Annotated in this window: 14 protein-coding genes; 6 read left to right on the top strand and 8 right to left on the bottom strand. The window is 52.7% G+C overall.

All coding sequences use genetic code 11. From position 1 onward, the window contains the following. Positions 1-31: 31 nt before the first annotated feature. The gene (locus BZG13_RS06500; protein ID WP_077485929.1) at positions 32-2329 is read right to left on the bottom strand and encodes a Tex family protein; all 2298 of its coding nucleotides are present in this window, start codon (positions 2327-2329) and stop codon (positions 32-34) included. Between the two features lie 91 nt (positions 2330-2420). Beyond that, a complete protein-coding gene (greB, locus tag BZG13_RS06495) occupies positions 2421-2915 on the bottom strand; it encodes a transcription elongation factor GreB (RefSeq protein WP_069361963.1) in 495 nt (164 codons plus the stop codon). 221 nt (positions 2916-3136) lie between these two features. Between greB and ompR the strand changes: the two genes are divergently transcribed. The 3 genes from ompR (at position 3137) to BZG13_RS06480 (ending at position 5677) form a co-directional block, all read left to right on the top strand. Continuing rightward, positions 3137-3853: an osmolarity response regulator transcription factor OmpR gene (ompR, locus tag BZG13_RS06490; RefSeq protein WP_046074657.1), complete on the top strand. Its 717-nt coding sequence runs from the start codon at positions 3137-3139 to the stop codon at positions 3851-3853. Between the two features lie 2 nt (positions 3854-3855). After that, the gene (envZ, locus tag BZG13_RS06485) at positions 3856-5181 is read left to right on the top strand and encodes a two-component system sensor histidine kinase EnvZ (RefSeq protein ID WP_077485927.1); all 1326 of its coding nucleotides are present in this window, start codon (positions 3856-3858) and stop codon (positions 5179-5181) included. A gap of 100 nt (positions 5182-5281) precedes the next feature. Beyond that, a complete protein-coding gene (locus tag BZG13_RS06480; RefSeq protein WP_069361961.1) occupies positions 5282-5677 on the top strand; it encodes a GntR family transcriptional regulator in 396 nt (131 codons plus the stop codon). Here BZG13_RS06480 and recG read toward each other — a convergent pair. The 5 genes from recG to gmk all read right to left on the bottom strand — a co-directional run bounded on the left by recG (position 5662) and on the right by gmk (position 11698). Further along, entirely contained in the window at positions 5662-7740 is a 2079-nt protein-coding gene (gene recG, locus BZG13_RS06475) for an ATP-dependent DNA helicase RecG (RefSeq protein ID WP_077485925.1), read from the bottom strand. The genes BZG13_RS06480 and recG overlap by 16 nt on opposite strands. A 38-nt stretch (positions 7741-7778) precedes the next feature. Next, on the bottom strand, positions 7779-8480 hold the full coding sequence (gene trmH / locus BZG13_RS06470; protein WP_069361959.1) for a tRNA (guanosine(18)-2'-O)-methyltransferase TrmH: 702 nt from the start codon (positions 8478-8480) through the stop codon (positions 7779-7781). A gap of 80 nt (positions 8481-8560) precedes the next feature. Next, positions 8561-10660 (bottom strand): bifunctional GTP diphosphokinase/guanosine-3',5'-bis pyrophosphate 3'-pyrophosphohydrolase, encoded by a 2100-nt coding sequence (spoT, locus tag BZG13_RS06465; protein ID WP_077485923.1) that lies wholly within the window; start codon positions 10658-10660, stop codon positions 8561-8563. 27 nt (positions 10661-10687) lie between these two features. Continuing rightward, positions 10688-10960 carry a DNA-directed RNA polymerase subunit omega gene (rpoZ, locus tag BZG13_RS06460; protein WP_046074663.1) on the bottom strand — a complete coding sequence of 91 codons (273 nt, stop codon included), beginning with the start codon at positions 10958-10960 and terminating at the stop codon, positions 10688-10690. 114 nt (positions 10961-11074) lie between these two features. After that, positions 11075-11698: a guanylate kinase gene (gene gmk / locus BZG13_RS06455; protein WP_077456769.1), complete on the bottom strand. Its 624-nt coding sequence runs from the start codon at positions 11696-11698 to the stop codon at positions 11075-11077. Positions 11699-12078: 380 nt separating this feature from the next. Between gmk and BZG13_RS06450 the strand changes: the two genes are divergently transcribed. Both BZG13_RS06450 and BZG13_RS06445 read left to right on the top strand, forming a co-directional pair. Next, complete coding sequence (locus tag BZG13_RS06450; RefSeq protein ID WP_077485922.1) at positions 12079-12996, top strand: phytanoyl-CoA dioxygenase family protein; 918 nt, start codon at positions 12079-12081, stop codon at positions 12994-12996. A gap of 133 nt (positions 12997-13129) precedes the next feature. Next, positions 13130-14233: a glycerophosphodiester phosphodiesterase gene (locus BZG13_RS06445; protein WP_077485920.1), complete on the top strand. Its 1104-nt coding sequence runs from the start codon at positions 13130-13132 to the stop codon at positions 14231-14233. Positions 14234-14443: 210 nt separating this feature from the next. Here the strand turns inward: BZG13_RS06445 and BZG13_RS06440 are convergent, their stop codons facing one another. Then, a complete protein-coding gene (locus tag BZG13_RS06440; protein WP_077485918.1) occupies positions 14444-15754 on the bottom strand; it encodes an MATE family efflux transporter in 1311 nt (436 codons plus the stop codon). Positions 15755-16433: 679 nt separating this feature from the next. On the opposite strand from BZG13_RS06440, the gene BZG13_RS06435 reads away from it, so the two are divergent. Continuing rightward, on the top strand, positions 16434-17459 hold the full coding sequence (locus BZG13_RS06435) for an ABC transporter permease subunit (protein WP_077485916.1): 1026 nt from the start codon (positions 16434-16436) through the stop codon (positions 17457-17459). The last annotated feature ends 1 nt before the right edge of the window (position 17460 follow it).

Here is a 17460-nt window from a genome sequence, read left to right as displayed (position 1 = left end):
AAGCCCCACGATGTTGCGTGGGGCTTTTTGGTTAGGAGCGCTTGGCGCGGGCAAAGGCATCGGCCATGCTGCCCATTGCGGTGGGTTTGTCCTGGCGCTTTTTCGGACTTTTGTCACGCGGCTTAGGGGCGGCTGCTGAGGGTTCGCTGGCGGCTGGGGTATCGTCGAGGCGCATCGATAACCCAATTCGCTTGCGCGGCGCATCCACCTCCATGACTTTCACTTTCACCACGTCACCGGCTTTGACCACGTCGCGTGGATCGCTAATAAAGCGGTTTGATAGCGCGGAGATGTGTACGAGGCCGTCTTGGTGAACGCCGATATCGACGAACGCACCAAAGTGCGTGACATTCGTGACCACGCCTTCGAGTTGCATACCTGGTTTTAAGTCACTGATTTGATTGACGCCCTCGGCAAAGGTTGCGGTTTTAAACTCAGGGCGCGGATCGCGGCCGGGTTTGGCCAGCTCGTTCAATACATCGGTGACGGTGATTTGGCCAAAGGTGTCATCCGCGTAGTCACTGGCGGTTAAGCTTTGTAATAAGCCCGTGTTACCCACTAAGGCATCGATGGCCTTGCCAGTCTTTTGGGCGATATGTTTGACCAATGGATAGGTCTCTGGGTGGACACCCGAGCGGTCAAGCGGGTTGGCGCCATCCATTACCCGTAAAAAGCCAGCGCATTGCTCATAGGCTTTGGGGCCAAGACGCGGCACTTTCAGCAGGGTTTTACGATCGCCAAATCGACCATTTTCATCGCGAAAGGCAACAATGTTTTGCGCCATGGTTTGGCTAAGGCCTGCCACCCGGGTGAGCAGCGGCGCGGACGCGATATTGACATCGACCCCTACGGCGTTCACACAGTCTTCCACCACTGCATCAAGCTTTTTCGCCAGCTGGTGTTGAGAGACATCGTGCTGGTACTGACCGACGCCAATCGATTTAGGATCAATTTTAACCAGCTCGGCGAGGGGGTCTTGCAGGCGGCGAGCGATAGAAACCGCGCCACGTAGCGAGACATCCAGATCGGGAAATTCTTTGGCTGCCAGCTCTGACGCTGAGTAAACCGAGGCACCGGCCTCACTGACCATCACGGTTTGGATGCTCAAATCGGCTTGTTTGAGCATGGTGGTGACAAAGTGTTCGGTTTCACGTGAGGCGGTGCCATTGCCGACCGCAATCAAGTTCACGCCATGGCGATCAATAAAACGGCGTAGTGTTTTACTCGCCCCTTCAATATCGTGTTTAGGCGCGGTGGGGTAAATGGTGGCGGTGTCGAGCAGTTTGCCCGTGCCATCCACCACCGCCACTTTACAGCCGGTACGTAGGCCTGGGTCTATCCCCATGGTGCAGCGAGGGCCAGCCGGTGCAGCCATCAATACATCTTTTAAGTTGGCGGCAAACACATCAATGGCGTCGTTCTCTGCGCGCTCTTTCAGGTTGGCCATGAACTCGGTCTCAAGATGCATCAAGATTTTTACTCGCCAGGCAAAGGCGATGACTTGTTTGCGCCAACGGTCTGCCGGGGCGGTGCCCAAAGACAGCTGATAGTGTTGAGCAATCATGGTTTCGCACACGCTTTGCTTGCTGTCTGGTGCTTGGTCGGGGTCAGCAACCAGTGCCAGCTGTAGCACGCCTTCATTGCGACCACGAAGCATGGCTAAGGCACGATGAGACGGCACTTTGGCAATTGGCTCTTGGTGAGCAAAGTAGTCTTTGAACTTGGCACCGGCTTCTTCCTGGCCAGCAACCACGGTGGCGCGCAGCACCGCGTATTGCTTAAGGTATTGGCGCAGCGTCTCTAATAAGCTCGCATCCTCGGCAAGGCGCTCCATCATAATGGCGCGGGCGCCATCCAGCGCGGCTTTGCTATCAGCGACGCCCTTTTCCGCATTGATGTATTGCTCAGCAAGTGTGTCAGGGTTGTGTGAGGCGTCTTGCCATAAGGCCTCAGCCAAGGGTGCTAGGCCGGCCTCAATCGCAATTTGGCCTTTGGTTCGGCGCTTGGGTTTGTAAGGCAGATAGAGATCTTCTAAGCGGTTTTTACTCTCGGCAGCGAGAATATCGCGGCGCAAGCTCTGGGTCAGTTTGCCTTGCTCGTCAATCGATTTGAGAATGGTATCACGACGAGCGTCCAATTCGCGCAGATAGACCAAACGGGTCTCAAGGGTGCGCAATTGCGAGTCATCCAGGCCCTGGGTCGCTTCTTTACGATAGCGGGCGATAAAAGGGACAGTGTTACCATCGTCAAGCAGATCGACCGCTGTCTTAACTTGACCTGGTGCGACATTGAGTTCGTGCGCCAGGGTGTGTGTAATGGATGTGTGCATGTGTTTCCTTTTCTCTACAAGCACGGCAGGGGAACGCCCTGCCAAGGGATAGCATTTTTGACCGCGATGGGGACGAAGGTTCCCTCAGGTGTTACTGAGCGTCGCTGTCACTGGGTTTCGGGTAGGTAATGGTATTCACAAACCATTGCTTTTCGCCTTCAGGGGTTGAGACCACCACCTCGTCATCAACGGCTTTTTTTAATAGCGCCCGCGCCATGGGGGCATCGATAGAAATGTAATCTTTGCGTTCATAAATCTCATCAGGACCAACGATTCGAAATTGCTTGGTGTCGCCGGCTTCGTTTTCAATTTCCACCCAGGCGCCAAAAAAGACCCGTCCTTCTTGCTCGGGCGCGTAATCAACAATAGTTAAGTCATTGAGACGTTTGCGCAGATAACGGACGCGGCGGTCTATTTGGCGTAACAAACGTTTGTTGTAGGTGTAGTCTGCATTTTCTGAGCGATCACCCAAACTGGCGGCCCAACTGACAATTTTGGTCACTTCTGGGCGCCGTTCGTGCCACAGGTAATCGTGCTCGGCTTTGAGCGCGTTAAACCCTTCTCGGGTCACCAATTTGGTTTTCACGTTACCTCTCCTTTCGCTAGCCATTCGGCGTCGCGCGATATAACCTTGTCCAGGAAAGTACAAGAAGCGGGCAAACTTGTCGAGGCAACACTCGGTAACAATTTACCCTTGGCTTGGCGTCAGACAAACACGCGGTCTGAAAGAGAACTGTGGCAAAATTCAGTATGATATAAGTGACGGTCAATCGATGGCCGGGCAACGATCAGCATTGAGGGCTTAGCATGCAAGAGAACTATAAAATTCTAGTGGTGGATGATGATATGCGTCTGCGCTCGCTACTGGAACGCTACCTGACCGAGCAAGGTTTTCAGGTGCGTAGTGTGGCCAATGCCGAGCAAATGGATCGCTTACTCGCGCGTGAAGCCTTTCACCTGATGGTGCTGGATCTGATGTTGCCGGGGGAAGATGGCCTGTCCGTGTGTCGCCGTTTACGTCAAGCGAATAACCAGTTGCCCATTTTGATGTTGACCGCCAAGGGCGATGAGATTGATCGCATTGTCGGTTTAGAAGTGGGTGCCGATGATTACCTACCCAAGCCTTTTAACCCGCGTGAACTATTGGCGCGGGTACGCGCAGTATTGCGCCGGCAGACCATTGAAGCGCCAGGCGCCCCGAGTGCAGACTCTACCACGGTGACCTTTGGCGAGTTTCGTCTCAACCTCGGCACCCGGGAAATGTTTCGCAATGATGAGCCCATGACGCTCACATCCGGCGAGTTCGCAGTGCTTAAGGCCTTGGTCACCAATGCGCGAGAACCTTTGTCACGTGATAAGCTGATGAACATGGCGCGTGGCCGTGAGTATTCGGCGATGGAGCGCTCGATTGATGTACAAATCTCGCGTTTGCGTCGGATGATAGAAGAAGACCCGAGTAAACCGCGTTACATTCAAACCGTATGGGGGCTCGGCTACGTATTCGTGCCGGATGGAGAGGTATAGCGATGCGGATGTCACCGCGGACTAACTTTGCACGTACCTTGTTTATCTTGGCTGGCTTATTAATTGCCAGCCAAGTTTTTTCTTATCTAACCATCGTTAATTATGCCTTGCTGCCCAGTTTGCAGCAGTTCAACAAGATCCTCGCTTTTGAAGTACGCTTGATGCTGGAAGAAGACTGGTATCTTAAGGGTGGTGAAGTCCTTCACCTGGGTGAACCCGTGCGGCGGCAATTGTTGGAGCAGATTGGGGTCACCTTGCATGCGCCCAACAGTGAGCCTGCGGCGGCGTTTAAAGACGCCATGGAAATTGATTATTTAAGCGAACATATCAGCGAGGAGTTGGGCACCCAAACCGAAGTGCGCTTGGTCAGTGGTGAAGACAGCTACGTGCTGTGGCTGAAGTTTGACCAGATTGACGATTTTTTAATGCGGATCCCGCTTTCCGAGCTGCATCAAGACGACTTTGCGCCTTTATTTCAATACAGCTTAGTGATTGCCCTGTTGGTGATAGCGGGCGGGTGGCTATTTATCAAGATGCAAAACCGCCCACTTGTGGCCCTTGAGCGCGCGGCGTTAGATGTGGCGGATGGCCGTTTTCCTGACCCTGTCACACCACGAGGGGCATCAGAAATTCAGGCGGTGACGGTCGCGTTTAATAAAATGTCAGCCGGTATCCGTAAGTTGGAAGAAGACCGCGCCTTACTGATGGCGGGTGTGAGCCATGATTTGCGCACGCCACTAACGCGCATTCGCCTTGCCACTGAAATGATGTCATCGGATGACGCCTATTTGGCCGATAGCATTACCGAGGACACCGAAGAGTGTAATGAAATCATCAACCAGTTTATGGATTACTTGCGCGCCGTGCAGCAGCAAGACCCTGATCCTGTCGACTTAGCGAGCATTTGCCGCGATGTGGCGAGTAATCAGCAACAAATGGGGGTCGATATTGATCTCGATTTAGGGGCATTGCACGGAGAGTTATTTGCTAACTCGGTAGCGTTAAAGCGTGCGGTGACCAATTTGGTGGTTAATGCGGTGCGATACGGTCATGGCTGGGTCCGTCTCGGTTGTGGCAGCAATGCCGATCACACCTATCAGTGGGTGGAAGTGGAAGACAATGGCCCGGGGATCGAGGCGAGTTTAGAGAATTCGCTATTTCAACCTTTTACTCGCGGTGACACCGCTCGCGGCAGCGAAGGAACGGGGCTAGGACTAGCGATCGTGAAACGGATTGTGGAACAGCTTCATGGTGATATTCGCTTGTCGTCACGCACTGAAGGTGGGTTAAGAATTCAGATGACATTTCCTGTGGGCAATAAAAAATAACGCCCTTGTGTGCGTGTGACCACGTTTTTAGCCGCGGAAGTCGCGGAACCAGGGGGGTAGGCCATACTGTCATAGAGACTCAATACACTGGGAAACGGCCATGCGTTTATCGCTAGACAGTCAGGATCCGACGCCTAAATTTCAGCAGCTGATTGATCAAATTCAACGGCAAATTGCCAGCGGCACCCTCTACCCCGGTGCGCGACTTCCCTCAGTGCGGCAACTGGCCAAAACATTGGCGATGAACCCAATGACGGTGTCGCGCAGCTATCAACAATTGGCCGATGAGGGGTGGCTTGAGCGCTTGCCTGGAGTGGGCATGCAGGTGAGTGAAACCATGCGCCCGGCTGAACCCGAGCAGCGTTTGCACTACGTTGAAGGCGCACTGGCGCACTTTATCCAGGCGGCCAGTGAAGCGGGATACAGCAAGTCAGAAACCATGGCGCTGATCATGACGCATTGGGAGCGTTATAGCGGCGATCAGGCATTGGAGTAGTGGGTTTTATGCCCCAGCCAGCGGCGAATAATCGCTTGAGCATGTTGTGGGTAGTGTTGATGTAGGTGCGTGGCCAGTTTTTGCACTTCAGGGATCAGCCCCTGATCTCTGACCAAATCGGCAATCTTAAACTCAGCCAGCCCGGTCTGGCGGGTGCCGAGAAGCTCGCCAGGTCCACGAATATCGAGATCGTGCTGCGCAATCACAAAGCCGTCATTGCTATCGCGCAGCACCCCAAGCCGATGACTGGCGGTTTTGGATAAAGGGGCATGGTAAAGCAGCACACAATGACTGGCGACGGAACCACGGCCGACACGGCCACGTAGCTGGTGGAGTTGTGCCAGCCCGAGTCGCTCGGGGTTTTCGATAATCATTAGGCTGGCGTTAGGGACATCGACGCCCACTTCAATAACCGTTGTCGCCACCAATAACTGTAACTCGCCTTGTTTAAAGGCTTCCATGACCGCTTGCTTTTCTGCCGCTTTCATTCGCCCGTGAACTAAGCCAATCTCCAGGTTGGGGAGGGCTTCTTTAAGCGCGGTGGCTGTGTCTTCCGCGGCTTGCGCTTCTAAGGCGTCGGACTCTTCAATCAAGGTGCACACCCAATATGCTTGTCGACCGGCTGCACATGCGGCACTGACGCGGGCGATGATATCGTCGCGGCGGGTGTCGGGGACGGCGACGGTTTGGATGGGTGTGCGCCCCGGGGGTAATTCATCGATGACGGACGTTTCAAGATCCGCATACGCGGTCATCGCCAAGGTACGGGGAATGGGGGTCGCGGTCATGATAAGCTGGTGCGGATGGGCGCCTTGCTGCTCGCCTTTTTCACGCAGCGCGAGACGTTGGTGAACACCAAAGCGGTGTTGTTCATCAATAATGACCAACGCTAGGCTGTCGAACTGGACGCTCGCTTGAAACAAAGCATGGGTACCGACCACCATTTTCGCTTCGCCGTCAGCAATGCTTGCCAGGGTTTGCTCCCGCGCTTTCCCTTTTAGCTTGCCGGCCAGCCAACCGACTTGAATGCCCAGTGGTTCGAGCCACTGAGCGAAGTTAGTGGCGTGTTGCTCGGCCAATAGCTCGGTCGGTGCCATCAACGCAACTTGATGGCCTTGTTCAATCGCTTGCAAGGCGGCGAGCACGGCGACCAAGGTTTTACCTGCCCCCACATCGCCTTGCACGAGGCGCATCATCGGAAACGGCTTGGCCAAATCGGCGCTGATCTCGCTCACCACCCGAGTTTGTGCGCCGGTGGGAGTGAAAGGCAGGTTGTCTAAAAGGCGCTGCCCTAATGACTGACTGGGTGCGAGGGCAAAGCCTTTCACTTGTTGGGCTTGGTGGCGCACAGACAGCATCGACAGGTGTTGGGCAAGGAGCTCTTCAATGATCAAGCGTCGCTGAGCAGGGTGTTGCCCTGCTAATAAGTCTTCCAACACGGTCTCGGGCGGCGGACGATGCAAAAGGTGTAATGCATCGCGCAGCGAAAGCTGTCTATCGTACAAGCCTTCGGGCAGCAGCTCGTCGACGCCACTTTTGTCTAACAAAGCCAGGGCTTGATCGGTCAGGCTACGCAGCGTCGCTTGGCGAAGCCCCTCCGTGGTGGGATACACGGGGGTGAGGGTTTCTTCCATCACCAACTCGGTAGGCTCGGAAAATACCTGATACTCGGGGTGAATGATCTCCAGCCCGTGCTTTCCGCGCTTGAGCTCACCGTAGGCTTTTACTTGCTTGCCTACGGCTAAACTGTTTTTCATTGCGGCATTAAAGTTGAAAAATCGCAGCGTTAATGCGCCACTGCTATCTTGCACCCGAACCGTGAGCATCCTGCGACGACCAAACACGGTGTCATTGTGGGTGATTTCACCTTCGATGGTGGCATGTTGGCCCGGTAAGAGACTTGCGACCGGCCACACACGGGTGCGATCTTCATAACGATAAGGCAGGTGAAATAAAACATCCTGCACCGTATGCAGGCCTATTTTCGCCAGTTTTTCTGCCATTTTGCTGCCAACGCCACTTAAGGTATCAACAGTCACCGCACTTAGCATCGAAGATCGCATCCGTTTCTCTATGGGTTCGCTCTGGCTCGCGTGTCGGACTAACGTGGATGTTTGGCCGCCTGCATCTGTGCCCACCACGCCTCGTCGGCCACAATTTGACCGTGTTCATCTAAGGGCGGATAAGGCAAGCCTTTTTGTTTTGCCACGCGGGCAAGCACCGGGTGACCACGCTCGAACAAAATGTGGTGAACCTCGTGGTCGGGCAAGCGTGTCTTATCCAACTGATACATGCCAGCCGCTTGGCGTTGGCGCTGTGCTTCGTACAAAATCAAGGCACTGGCCACTGACACATTGAGTGACTGTACCATACCTACCATAGGAATGAGGATGTCTTGGTCCGCTTTGTCGAGCGCTTCGCGACTGATGCCTTGTTTTTCTTGCCCCAGCACGATGGCCGTCGGACGGGTGTAGTCGATCTCGCGAAAATCGACCGCGGTATCCGACAAGTTAGTGACTAACACCTGCATCCCTTGGGCGTGCATGGCATCAAAGGCTTCTTCCGTGGTGTTGTGAGTGACCACATCTATCCAGTTGCGCGAGCCGGCCGATGTGCCGCCGAGAGTGCGCATCTTGGTGCCTTCTGGCCATACCGCATGCATGCGGTGAATGCCTACCGCGTCGGCCGTGCGAATGATAGCGGAAATATTATTGGGCTTGTGAACTTGCTCCATGCAGACAGTGAGATCAGGCTGGCGTTGGGCCAAGACCTGATGAATGCGTTCAAAGCGTTCAGGGGTCATGATTCAATTCCGTCAATAACAGGCAAAAAACGGTGACGCCCGCCAAAGGGCGGGCGACGGGTAATGATGGGTTGGGGCACTCAGTTTTTCTGGCGGCTTACTTTCACCACATTAGGCATCACGCGAAGGCGACGCATAATGTTGGCCAAATGCACTCTGTCTTTGGTCGTTAAGCGAACAAAGATAGTGTATAGGCGACCATCACGCTCTTCGGTGGTTAACCCTTGGATATTGGATCCGGTTGCGGCGATGGTGTTGGTGAGGTCGGCCAATGCTCCCTGGTGGTTTTGCATATCCACGCGTACCCGGGTGCTGAACTCTTGTTCAAAATCGTCCGCCCACTCGACCGGCATATATTTATCCGGCTCTTGGCGGTGGCCGCGGATGTTAGCACAGGTTTCACGGTGGATAACCAAGCCTTTACCTGGGCTGACATGCGCAATGATGGGGTCACCTGGGATAGGACGACAGCAATTGGCATAAGTGACCAAGATGCCATCTGCCCCGCGAATCGGCATTTTGCCCTCGGTAGGGGCGGCCGGATCTTGATCTAGCAAGCGACGAGCGATCACCACGCTCATGAGTTCGCCAAGACCAATCGATGCCAGTAAGTCGTCACTGGTTTTGAGCTTCAAGTCGCTCAGTACAGCGTCAACGCGTTCAGGATTAATATCCGCTAGATTTTTCTCTCCGAGCGCGTGATTGAGCAGGCGACGCCCTAGGGTGACCGACTCTTCTCGGCGCATGGTTTTTAACACCTGACGGAWTTTCGTTCGTGCTCGCGCGGTGACCACATAGTTAAGCCAAGCGGCATTCGGACGCGCCCCCGGTGCGGTGATAATCTCAACCGTTTGACCATTTTTGAGCGGCTGGCTCAGCGGGTAAGGCTGACGATTAACCCTTGCCCCAACACAGGTGTTGCCGACATCGGTGTGGACGGCATAGGCAAAGTCGACCGCGGTGGCATCGACAGGCAGCTCGACAATCCGCCCTTTGGGGGTAAAGACGTACAGCTCGTCAGGGAAGAGATCCGATTTGACGCTCTCGATAAATTCGAACGAGCTGCCGGCGCTTTGCTGCAGCTCGATAATGTTCTGCATCCAACGCTGCGCCCGTTTTTGCGCGGTGGTGCCAGAGGGTCTGTCGGTGCCACTTTTGTACGCCCAGTGTGCCGCGACCCCTTTATCCGCCATTTGATCCATGTCTTCGGTACGAATTTGTACTTCCACCGGGACACCATGTGGGCCAATCATAGAGGTGTGCAGTGACTGGTATCCGTTGGCTTTGGGCACCGCGATATAGTCTTTGAGCCGGCCTGGGCGTGGCTTATACAAGTTATGCATTTGCCCCAGCACGCGGTAGCAGGTATCGAGATCACCCACAATCACCCGAAACGCGTATAAATCCATGATGGTGTGGAAACGCTGCTCTTTGTTCTTCATCTTGTTATAGATGGAGTAGAGATTTTTCTCTCGGCCCAACACACGGGCTTTAATTCCTGCATCTTCCAAGCGGCCTTCAATTTCCGCATGGATTTTTTGGATCATCTCTTTGCGGTTGCCCCGCGCTTGCGCGATCACCTTTTTAAGCACGCGGTAGCGATTGGGGTACAAGGCCTCAAAGCCGAGCTCTTCAAGCTCGACTTTTATATTATGGATACCCAGACGATGGGCGAGGGGCGCGAAGATTTCTAGCGTTTCACGGGCGATACGGCGCTTTTTATCTGGGCGTAGGGCGCCCAAGGTACGCATATTGTGGGTGCGGTCACTCAGTTTTATCAGGATCACGCGAATGTCATGGGCCATCGCCATGACCATTTTGCGGAAGTTCTCGGCCTGGGCCTCTTTGCGATCGCGGAATTTAAGCTTATCAAGCTTAGACACCCCGTCCACCAAGTCGGCTACCACATCACCAAAGCGTTGCTGCAGATCGTCTTTGGTCACCTCAGTGTCCTCAATCACATCATGCAGCAATGCCGCCATCAAGGTTTCACAGTCCAAGCGCATTTCTGCCAAGATCCGTGCTACCGCGATGGGGTGAATAATATAAGGTTCGCCGGTTGAGCGAGTTTGCCCGTCGTGGGCATCCCTGGCTACTAGATAAGCTTGCCGAAGCGCTTCAAGCTGTGACTCCGGCAAATACTGGCTAGCAACTTCTTTCAGGCTATCAAATAGATACAAACGGCCTGTCCCTGATAAATGCAGCGTTTAACGTTGACCAGAAATGGTGCTTACCGCGGCCATTTCAGCGGCTTCTTGCTCTTGCTTCTCCTGACGCTCACGTGCGTCGAGGACTTCTTTGTTGATCAGTCCTTCTTCAACTTCACGCAAAGAGATCACTGTGTACTTGTCGTTTTCTTCTGCGACGAGGGCATCTTTGCCGCCCGTTTGCATTTGACGGGCGCGGCGAGCCGCAACCAGAACGAGATCGAAGCGGTTACCAATTTTTTCAACGGCGTCTTGAACAGTTACGCGTGCCATGAAGGACTCCAGCTATGTCATCAATAGGTCATTCAAAATGACCGAAAAGTATACAAAAGGCCGCGACCTATTGCCAGCGTTGGCTGGGGCAATGGCCACGTCTCAATGTGGTGGTTAGTCAGCCAACAGTTCGTCGATCATTGCATGATACTTGCTGGCTTGTTTGGCTTGTGCCATCCGCTCGGCACGGATGATGGCCTTAATATCCATCAATGCGACATCAAAGTCATCATTAATAATCAGGTAATCATAATCAGCATAGTGAGAGATCTCGGTGCGTGCTTCCTGCATGCGTTGCGCAATCACTTCCTCACTGTCTTGACCACGTGTCGTGAGGCGTCGTTCTAACTCTTCACGGCTGGGTGGCAAAATGAAAATACTCTTGCTGTTCGGCATTTGCTGACGAATTTGCTCAGCGCCTTGCCAATCGATATCGAGAAAAATATCGACACCATTATTAAGCATTTTTTCAATCCATACGCGCGAGGTGCCGTAATAATTGCCAAACACTTGCGCGTGCTCTAAGAACGCTTCCTGTGCAATCAGTGACTGAAATTCTTCCTCGGAGACAAAATGATAATGCACACCGTTTTCTTCACCAGGACGCATAGCGCGCGTCGTGTGAGACACAGACACTTTCATGTCATAGCGAGGGTTATCATTCAGCAGCGCTGAAATCAGACTAGATTTGCCCGCACCACTTGGGGCGGAAACAATGTAAAGCGTACCTTGGCTCATGGATTGATCACTTTCACTGGCTGATGCCCATCCGCAGTATAGCGTATACGTACAGGCGTCGATCGACGAATAGATAGTTGTTCCCCGTGGGAGGTGCGCAGGGTAGCACGAACTCATTAGGATTTGAACGGGAACGGTGTGAAAGCGATCCGCAGGATCCTTCGAGAGGCATGATGAGGTTGTGGTGTGACAAAGGTTCACTGTTCGATGCTGAGCTGATAGGGTAGGTCGCCGTTATCCAAGAAGATGCATAGCACGCGTTGGGGGTTGATTTTCAATCAGTCACCCACATTTGTGTTGTGCGCAATTCACGCCCTTTAGGGCCTTAAACAGCGAGAAGATATCACTAAAAAACGAACGACATGAAGGAGGTGTCAATAATGGAAGGTACACCCGATTTGTATCCCTCACGCGTCAATGGAAAAGAAACCCTCTCCCCACGTCTAGACCCTGTTGTGTACGGCGGTGCGCAGCCAGAGGTACCACATAGCTTAAGCCCGCACGAGCTGGATACGTTTGATCGCCAAGGCTTTTTGGTGATGAATGACTATATGCCGGAAATGGTGGCACCGCTTAAACGTGAAATCGCCCGTTTACGCGATGATATGGCCGGCTATGAAGAGCTATATACCGAGCCGGATAGTGACGAGCTGCGTACTATTTTTAAACCCTTTGCCTACAGTGACTTAATTGATCGCTTCTCACGTGATCCGCGCATTCTCAATAAAGTTCGGCAAATTTTGGGCTCGGATGCATATTTGATGCAATCGCGCGTCAATATTAAGCCTGCGTTTAAAGGCAAGTCGTTTCCTTGGCATTCTGACTTCGAGACTTGGCACGTTGAGGATGGAATGCCACGGATGCGAGCCGTGACTGTATGGCTGATGTTAACCGATAACACCGAGCATAATGGGCCTTTGTATGTGATCCCCGGCTCGCACCATCACTATGCGTCTTGTGAAGGCAATACCGGCGAGAAGAACTATCAGCAGTCGCTGAAAAAACAAATGCTGGGCGTGCCTAAGCCAGAGACCATGGAGGCATTGTTAGAAGACAATGGCATTGCCTCGGTAACGGGACAAGCCGGTACCTTGGTGTTCCATGATTGTAACTTGATGCATGGCTCGCCCGATAATATCGCCAACGACCCACGTTCGATTTTAATGTTTGTCTATAACAGTGTGGAGAATAAACCGGTGACGCCATTTAGTGGGTTGCCACCGCGCCCCCACTATTTATCCAATCCCGACCAACGCCCTCTGCAGGCGGTTGAGTCACTCTGGCCGCTGGCCTCTTAACCGTGCTAACGCCCACGTTGTTGTGGGCGTTTTTAGTTTTTTTCGCTTTGAATCAGGGTTTTGCTATGCTGTCTCGATAATTGAACAAGCGTTTAATTATCTCGCTAATTTCAACGACATTAAGGAGTTTCCGTTGAACACATCATCAAAAACGACCCTGAGCGTGACTGTTGCCGCCCTGAGTGTAGCCAGTGCCGTATCCTTCTCTTCTTTTGCTCAAGCCAGTGACAGTGCGCTTAGCGAACAACTTGGCATTGCTGATCATGCGGTGATTGCTCACCGTGGTGACTCTTACAATGCGCCAGAGTCGACCTTGCCGGCCTACCAACTTGCCTGTGAAGTGGGCGCCGATTATCTCGAGCTTGACCTGCAGCGCACAAAAGACGGCAAACTGATCGCGGTGCATGACGACAACCTTAAGCGCAACACCAATATTGAGACAGTCTATCCTGAGCGTGCCGGCGACCCGGTCAATACCTTTACTTGGGCAGAGCTAGAAAAGCTGGATGCGGGCAGCTGGTTTAATCAGTCATACCCAGAGCGTGCGCGTGAAAGCTTCCGCGGCTTGAAGCTAGTGACGCTGGATCAGGTACGTGAAATCGCGGAAGACTGTGCGCACCAGCCTGGGCTTTATATTGAAACCAAGGTGCCTGAATTCTTCCCAGGGATTGAGCAGGATTTGAAGCAAGACTTGACCGAGCATGGTTGGTTAGATGACGACGCCAAAGGCAAAGTGATCCTGCAGACTTTTAACAAATCGAGCCTTGAAACATTGCAAGATGTGATGCCGAATGTGCCAAAAATCTTGCTGCTATGGGCAGGTGATGGCTATATTCCCACCAAAGATAGCGCACCGAAAGCGGATGATGAGTCCTACGCCCAGTACTACGCGCGTCAAGAAGTGGCCTCGAAAGCGGACTACGCAGAGTGGTTGGATTATGCCAAGGAGCACGGTGCCATTGGTGTAGGCCCTTCAGGCACCCAAGCCAACTTTGATGATGCTTGGTCAAGCCAGTTTAGCTATATGGATCTGGCGAAGAAATGGATGGTGGACATGAGCCATGAAAAAGGCTTGCTGATGCACATGTATACCTTGGACGATCGCGAAGATTTGATCCGTTACCGTGAGCGCGGCGTGGATGGCTTCTTTACCAACCGTCCTAACGTGGCGGTCAAAGCCTTAACCGACAGCGACGGTAAAGACATTGAAGCGACCTTAACGCAACTGGGTTATTAACCCGGCGCGTTAACTGTATTTACCCTTTGAGCCCGCCTTTTATTAGCGGGCTTTTTTCGTTGGGGGCAAACGCTAGAGAGGGTTCGGTTCGGCTTATTTCGCTAAGCAGACCCTCCGCGCCATGGATGGCGCGGCGGAGCCTCCAGGGATGGATTGACGGCGTGTCTGTGTGCGACTGAGCCGATGCCCCAAGGTTAACTTTTTGGCTATCTACTCGCTCGCCATTAGTTTAGCCAGCGTACGTCGGTACATGGCATAAGCCACTGCGCCCGCAAGGAGGTTACCGATTAAGGCACCGGCAAACAGGCCAAACAGCTCGCCAATTTGTGCCCCCAGCCAGAGGCAGGGCAGGAAAAACGCAAATAGGCGAAGCGCAGAAATGGTCAGCGCGGTGTATGAGCGGCCCAATGCATTGGTAATCGACACCATCAACATACACACCCCTAGCGCGCCCAGGCTAAACGGCACTAGCGTAAGGTGAGTGTACAAGATATTGGTGACTTGTTGATCGCTGGTCATCAAATCGGCGAGGGGAGCGGCAGCAAGCCAGGTCACCACGGCAATCAGCAATTGAAAGCCGAGAATAAACTGACAGGCTAACTTGACCAAATGGCGCACTTCGGTCAGATCGCCTTTACCCAGCAAACGACCCACCATGGGGGGCATCGACATAGTCAGCGCCAGCACCGAGACAATGGCAAAGAATTCAAAGCGTGAACCCAATGCCCAGGCGGCCACTGCCGCTGAGCCAAAGCTGGCGAGCAGCTTGGTGGCCAGCATGGATGACACAGGCGGCAGCAGCTGGCTTATCATCGCTGGCCCCATAATATGCCCAATCGAACCCACACTTTGTTTAATGTTTAAGTCCTGCCAGTCAAACGAAACCCAACCTTTACTAAACACGCGGGGCGCGACAATGGCAATGCCAGTGCCAAAAGCAATCAGAGTAGCCACCGCCGCGCCATTGATGCCCCAATCGAGCCAAAAAATAAAGATAGGATCGAGGATAAGGTTTAATAAGCTGGTAACCACCATCATGGAGCCGGGCAACATGGTGTTGCCATTAGCGCGAGCCAAGCTATAGAAGAAGTAAAGCACCGCCCCTGTCCAGGCACTGACGAGCCAAATTTGCCAATAACTATCAATCACCGGAAATACCTTGTCTGGCGCATCGAGCAACATCAAGATCGGGTGGCGTAAGGCATAGAGCAAGCCGGCAAACAATGCCACGCCTGTGGTGCCAATAAATAAAATCAGCCCGCCTAGTTGTTGGGCATAGTGACACTGATCGGCCCCGATCGCGCGCGAGATCACCGCCGTGGTCGCAATCCCGAGTCCGACTTGAATGCCGATAATGATCATCTGAATCGGCAAAGTGAAGCCTTGCGCCGCGAGGGGGAGCACGCCCAACTGACCAATGAAGGCACTATCGACAAGTTGAAAACTCATCAGCGACAGCACACCAAACAGCATGGGGAGGGTGGTCGAGAACAAGCGCTTTGCGCGAGAAGCAGACTCCATCAGGCACTCTTTGCGTTAATAAAGGGAAAAAAGCCGAGCATTGGCATGCTCGGCATAGTCGCACCAATTGTAGAGGATTGCTGAAAATTACCAACCCCTAATGAATGCGGGTATTCAGTGCTTGAGCWCCTGATACTAAGTGTATGAGGGCGTTTAGGGGCGCTACTGCACATAATAATTGATGTCAGTGATTTGTGCTGGTGGTTAAGTTTCATGGTGAAATAAATCACTATTACTGACGCGATAATCTTGGTGAATGAATATGAGAGTGAGGTGAGGCCGGAGAAGGGTTTGCCTTTTTATCAAGACAGGCAGTCACGGTGGGTTATTAGTGCGTGAAGTGATGAGAAGACATAATATTTAGGTGAAATGTCAGTTTTATTGCATTTTAAACCAAACTTTTGTGACTATTGAGTGAAATATTTATTGCTTTTAGTGATAAAAAAGCTAGTACAACGCAGTAGAGAAACGGCATGACTTTCGCTGCTTTTTAGCAAAAAAATTACTTTTGACAGGCTGTTATCGTTGATCGTGACCAAAATTCAAGATAAATATAGACCATATTATGTAAGTGTGTAATACGTATTGTTGCTTTCAGTGCTTAGGATGGCCAAGAGAGCACAACGGCAGGTTCCATGACCTGCAAAAATATCAGACAGTGGACAGGGAGTAGTGGACTATGCTGTCGTACTTTTTACGCCGGTTACTGTTGGTGATCCCGACATTTCTTGGCATTACCATTTTGATTTTCGGTATAACTCGCCTAGTACCGGGTGGGCCGGTCGAACGAATGATGACGCAAATGCAGGCACAAGCCGATGGCGGCTCGAGCTTGCAGCGTGCTGGTGACAGCTCGGCGTTATCGGACGATCAGATTGCTGAACTCAAGGCATTTTACGGCCTCGATAAACCCGTTCTAGAAGCCTATGTCGATTGGCTGGGCAAACTGGCCAACTTCGATTTGGGTGAGTCGACTCGCTATTACGAGCCGGTTACCGACATGATTGCCGAGCGTCTGCCCGTCTCCTTGTTTTACGGCGGCATGACCTTCTTTATCAGTTATTTTATCTCTCTTCCGCTCGGTTATTACAAAGCCCTCAAACACGGCTCGGTGTTTGATTCTTCCTCCTCGGTACTGATCTTTATCGGGTTTGCCTTACCTGGCTATGTGGTGGGGGTATTGCTGATCACCTTATTTAGCTATCACCTCGAATGGTTCCCGATGGGGGGCTTTGTTGGCGATGCTTACTACGACGCTACCAGTTTTTGGGAACGCGCCAAAGATGTGATGTGGCATGCGGTACTGCCGCTGATTTGTTATCTGATTGGTGATTTTGCCACCCTGACCATGACGATGAAAAACAACCTGATGGAAAACCTCTCGGCGGATTACATCCGCACTGCGATTGCCAAAGGGTTACCGTTCCGCTCGGCGGTGCGCAAGCACGCGCTGCGCAACAGCTTGATCCCGGTTGCTAGCCATTTTGGCAACTCGTTATTGTTTTTTATGACCGGCGCGTTTTTGATTGAAGTGATTTTCAACATCAATGGTATCGGCTTACTTGGCTATGAGTCGATTATGGAGCGTGACTATCCGGTGGTGATGGGTATTGTCGCCATCAATGCGCTATTGCTGCTGGCCGGCAACATTATCTCCGATATCTGTGTTGCCTTGGTTGACCCTCGCGTGAAGTTTGGATCTTGAT

This window comes from Salinivibrio sp. ML323 (genome assembly GCF_001995745.1).
Lineage (GTDB): Bacteria > Pseudomonadota > Gammaproteobacteria > Enterobacterales > Vibrionaceae > Salinivibrio > Salinivibrio kushneri.
This window is presented reverse-complemented; position numbering and strand designations above follow the sequence as displayed.

Bases quoted from the DNA above. Each gene is read 5' to 3' on its own strand.
- BZG13_RS06480 (WP_069361961.1), top strand. From the start codon at position 5,282: ATGCGTTTATCGCTAGACAGTCAGGATCCGACGCCTAAATTTCAGCAG.
- BZG13_RS06500 (WP_077485929.1), bottom strand. From the start codon at position 2,329: ATGCACACATCCATTACACACACCCTGGCGCACGAACTCAATGTCGCA.
- BZG13_RS06450 (WP_077485922.1), top strand. From the start codon at position 12,079: ATGGAAGGTACACCCGATTTGTATCCCTCACGCGTCAATGGAAAAGAA.
- BZG13_RS06440 (WP_077485918.1), bottom strand. From the start codon at position 15,754: ATGGAGTCTGCTTCTCGCGCAAAGCGCTTGTTCTCGACCACCCTCCCC.
- gmk (WP_077456769.1), bottom strand. From the start codon at position 11,698: ATGAGCCAAGGTACGCTTTACATTGTTTCCGCCCCAAGTGGTGCGGGC.
- trmH (WP_069361959.1), bottom strand. From the start codon at position 8,480: ATGACCCCTGAACGCTTTGAACGCATTCATCAGGTCTTGGCCCAACGC.
- recG (WP_077485925.1), bottom strand. From the start codon at position 7,740: ATGCGATCTTCGATGCTAAGTGCGGTGACTGTTGATACCTTAAGTGGC.
- ompR (WP_046074657.1), top strand. From the start codon at position 3,137: ATGCAAGAGAACTATAAAATTCTAGTGGTGGATGATGATATGCGTCTG.
- envZ (WP_077485927.1), top strand. From the start codon at position 3,856: ATGCGGATGTCACCGCGGACTAACTTTGCACGTACCTTGTTTATCTTG.
- BZG13_RS06435 (WP_077485916.1), top strand. From the start codon at position 16,434: ATGCTGTCGTACTTTTTACGCCGGTTACTGTTGGTGATCCCGACATTT.
- rpoZ (WP_046074663.1), bottom strand. From the start codon at position 10,960: ATGGCACGCGTAACTGTTCAAGACGCCGTTGAAAAAATTGGTAACCGC.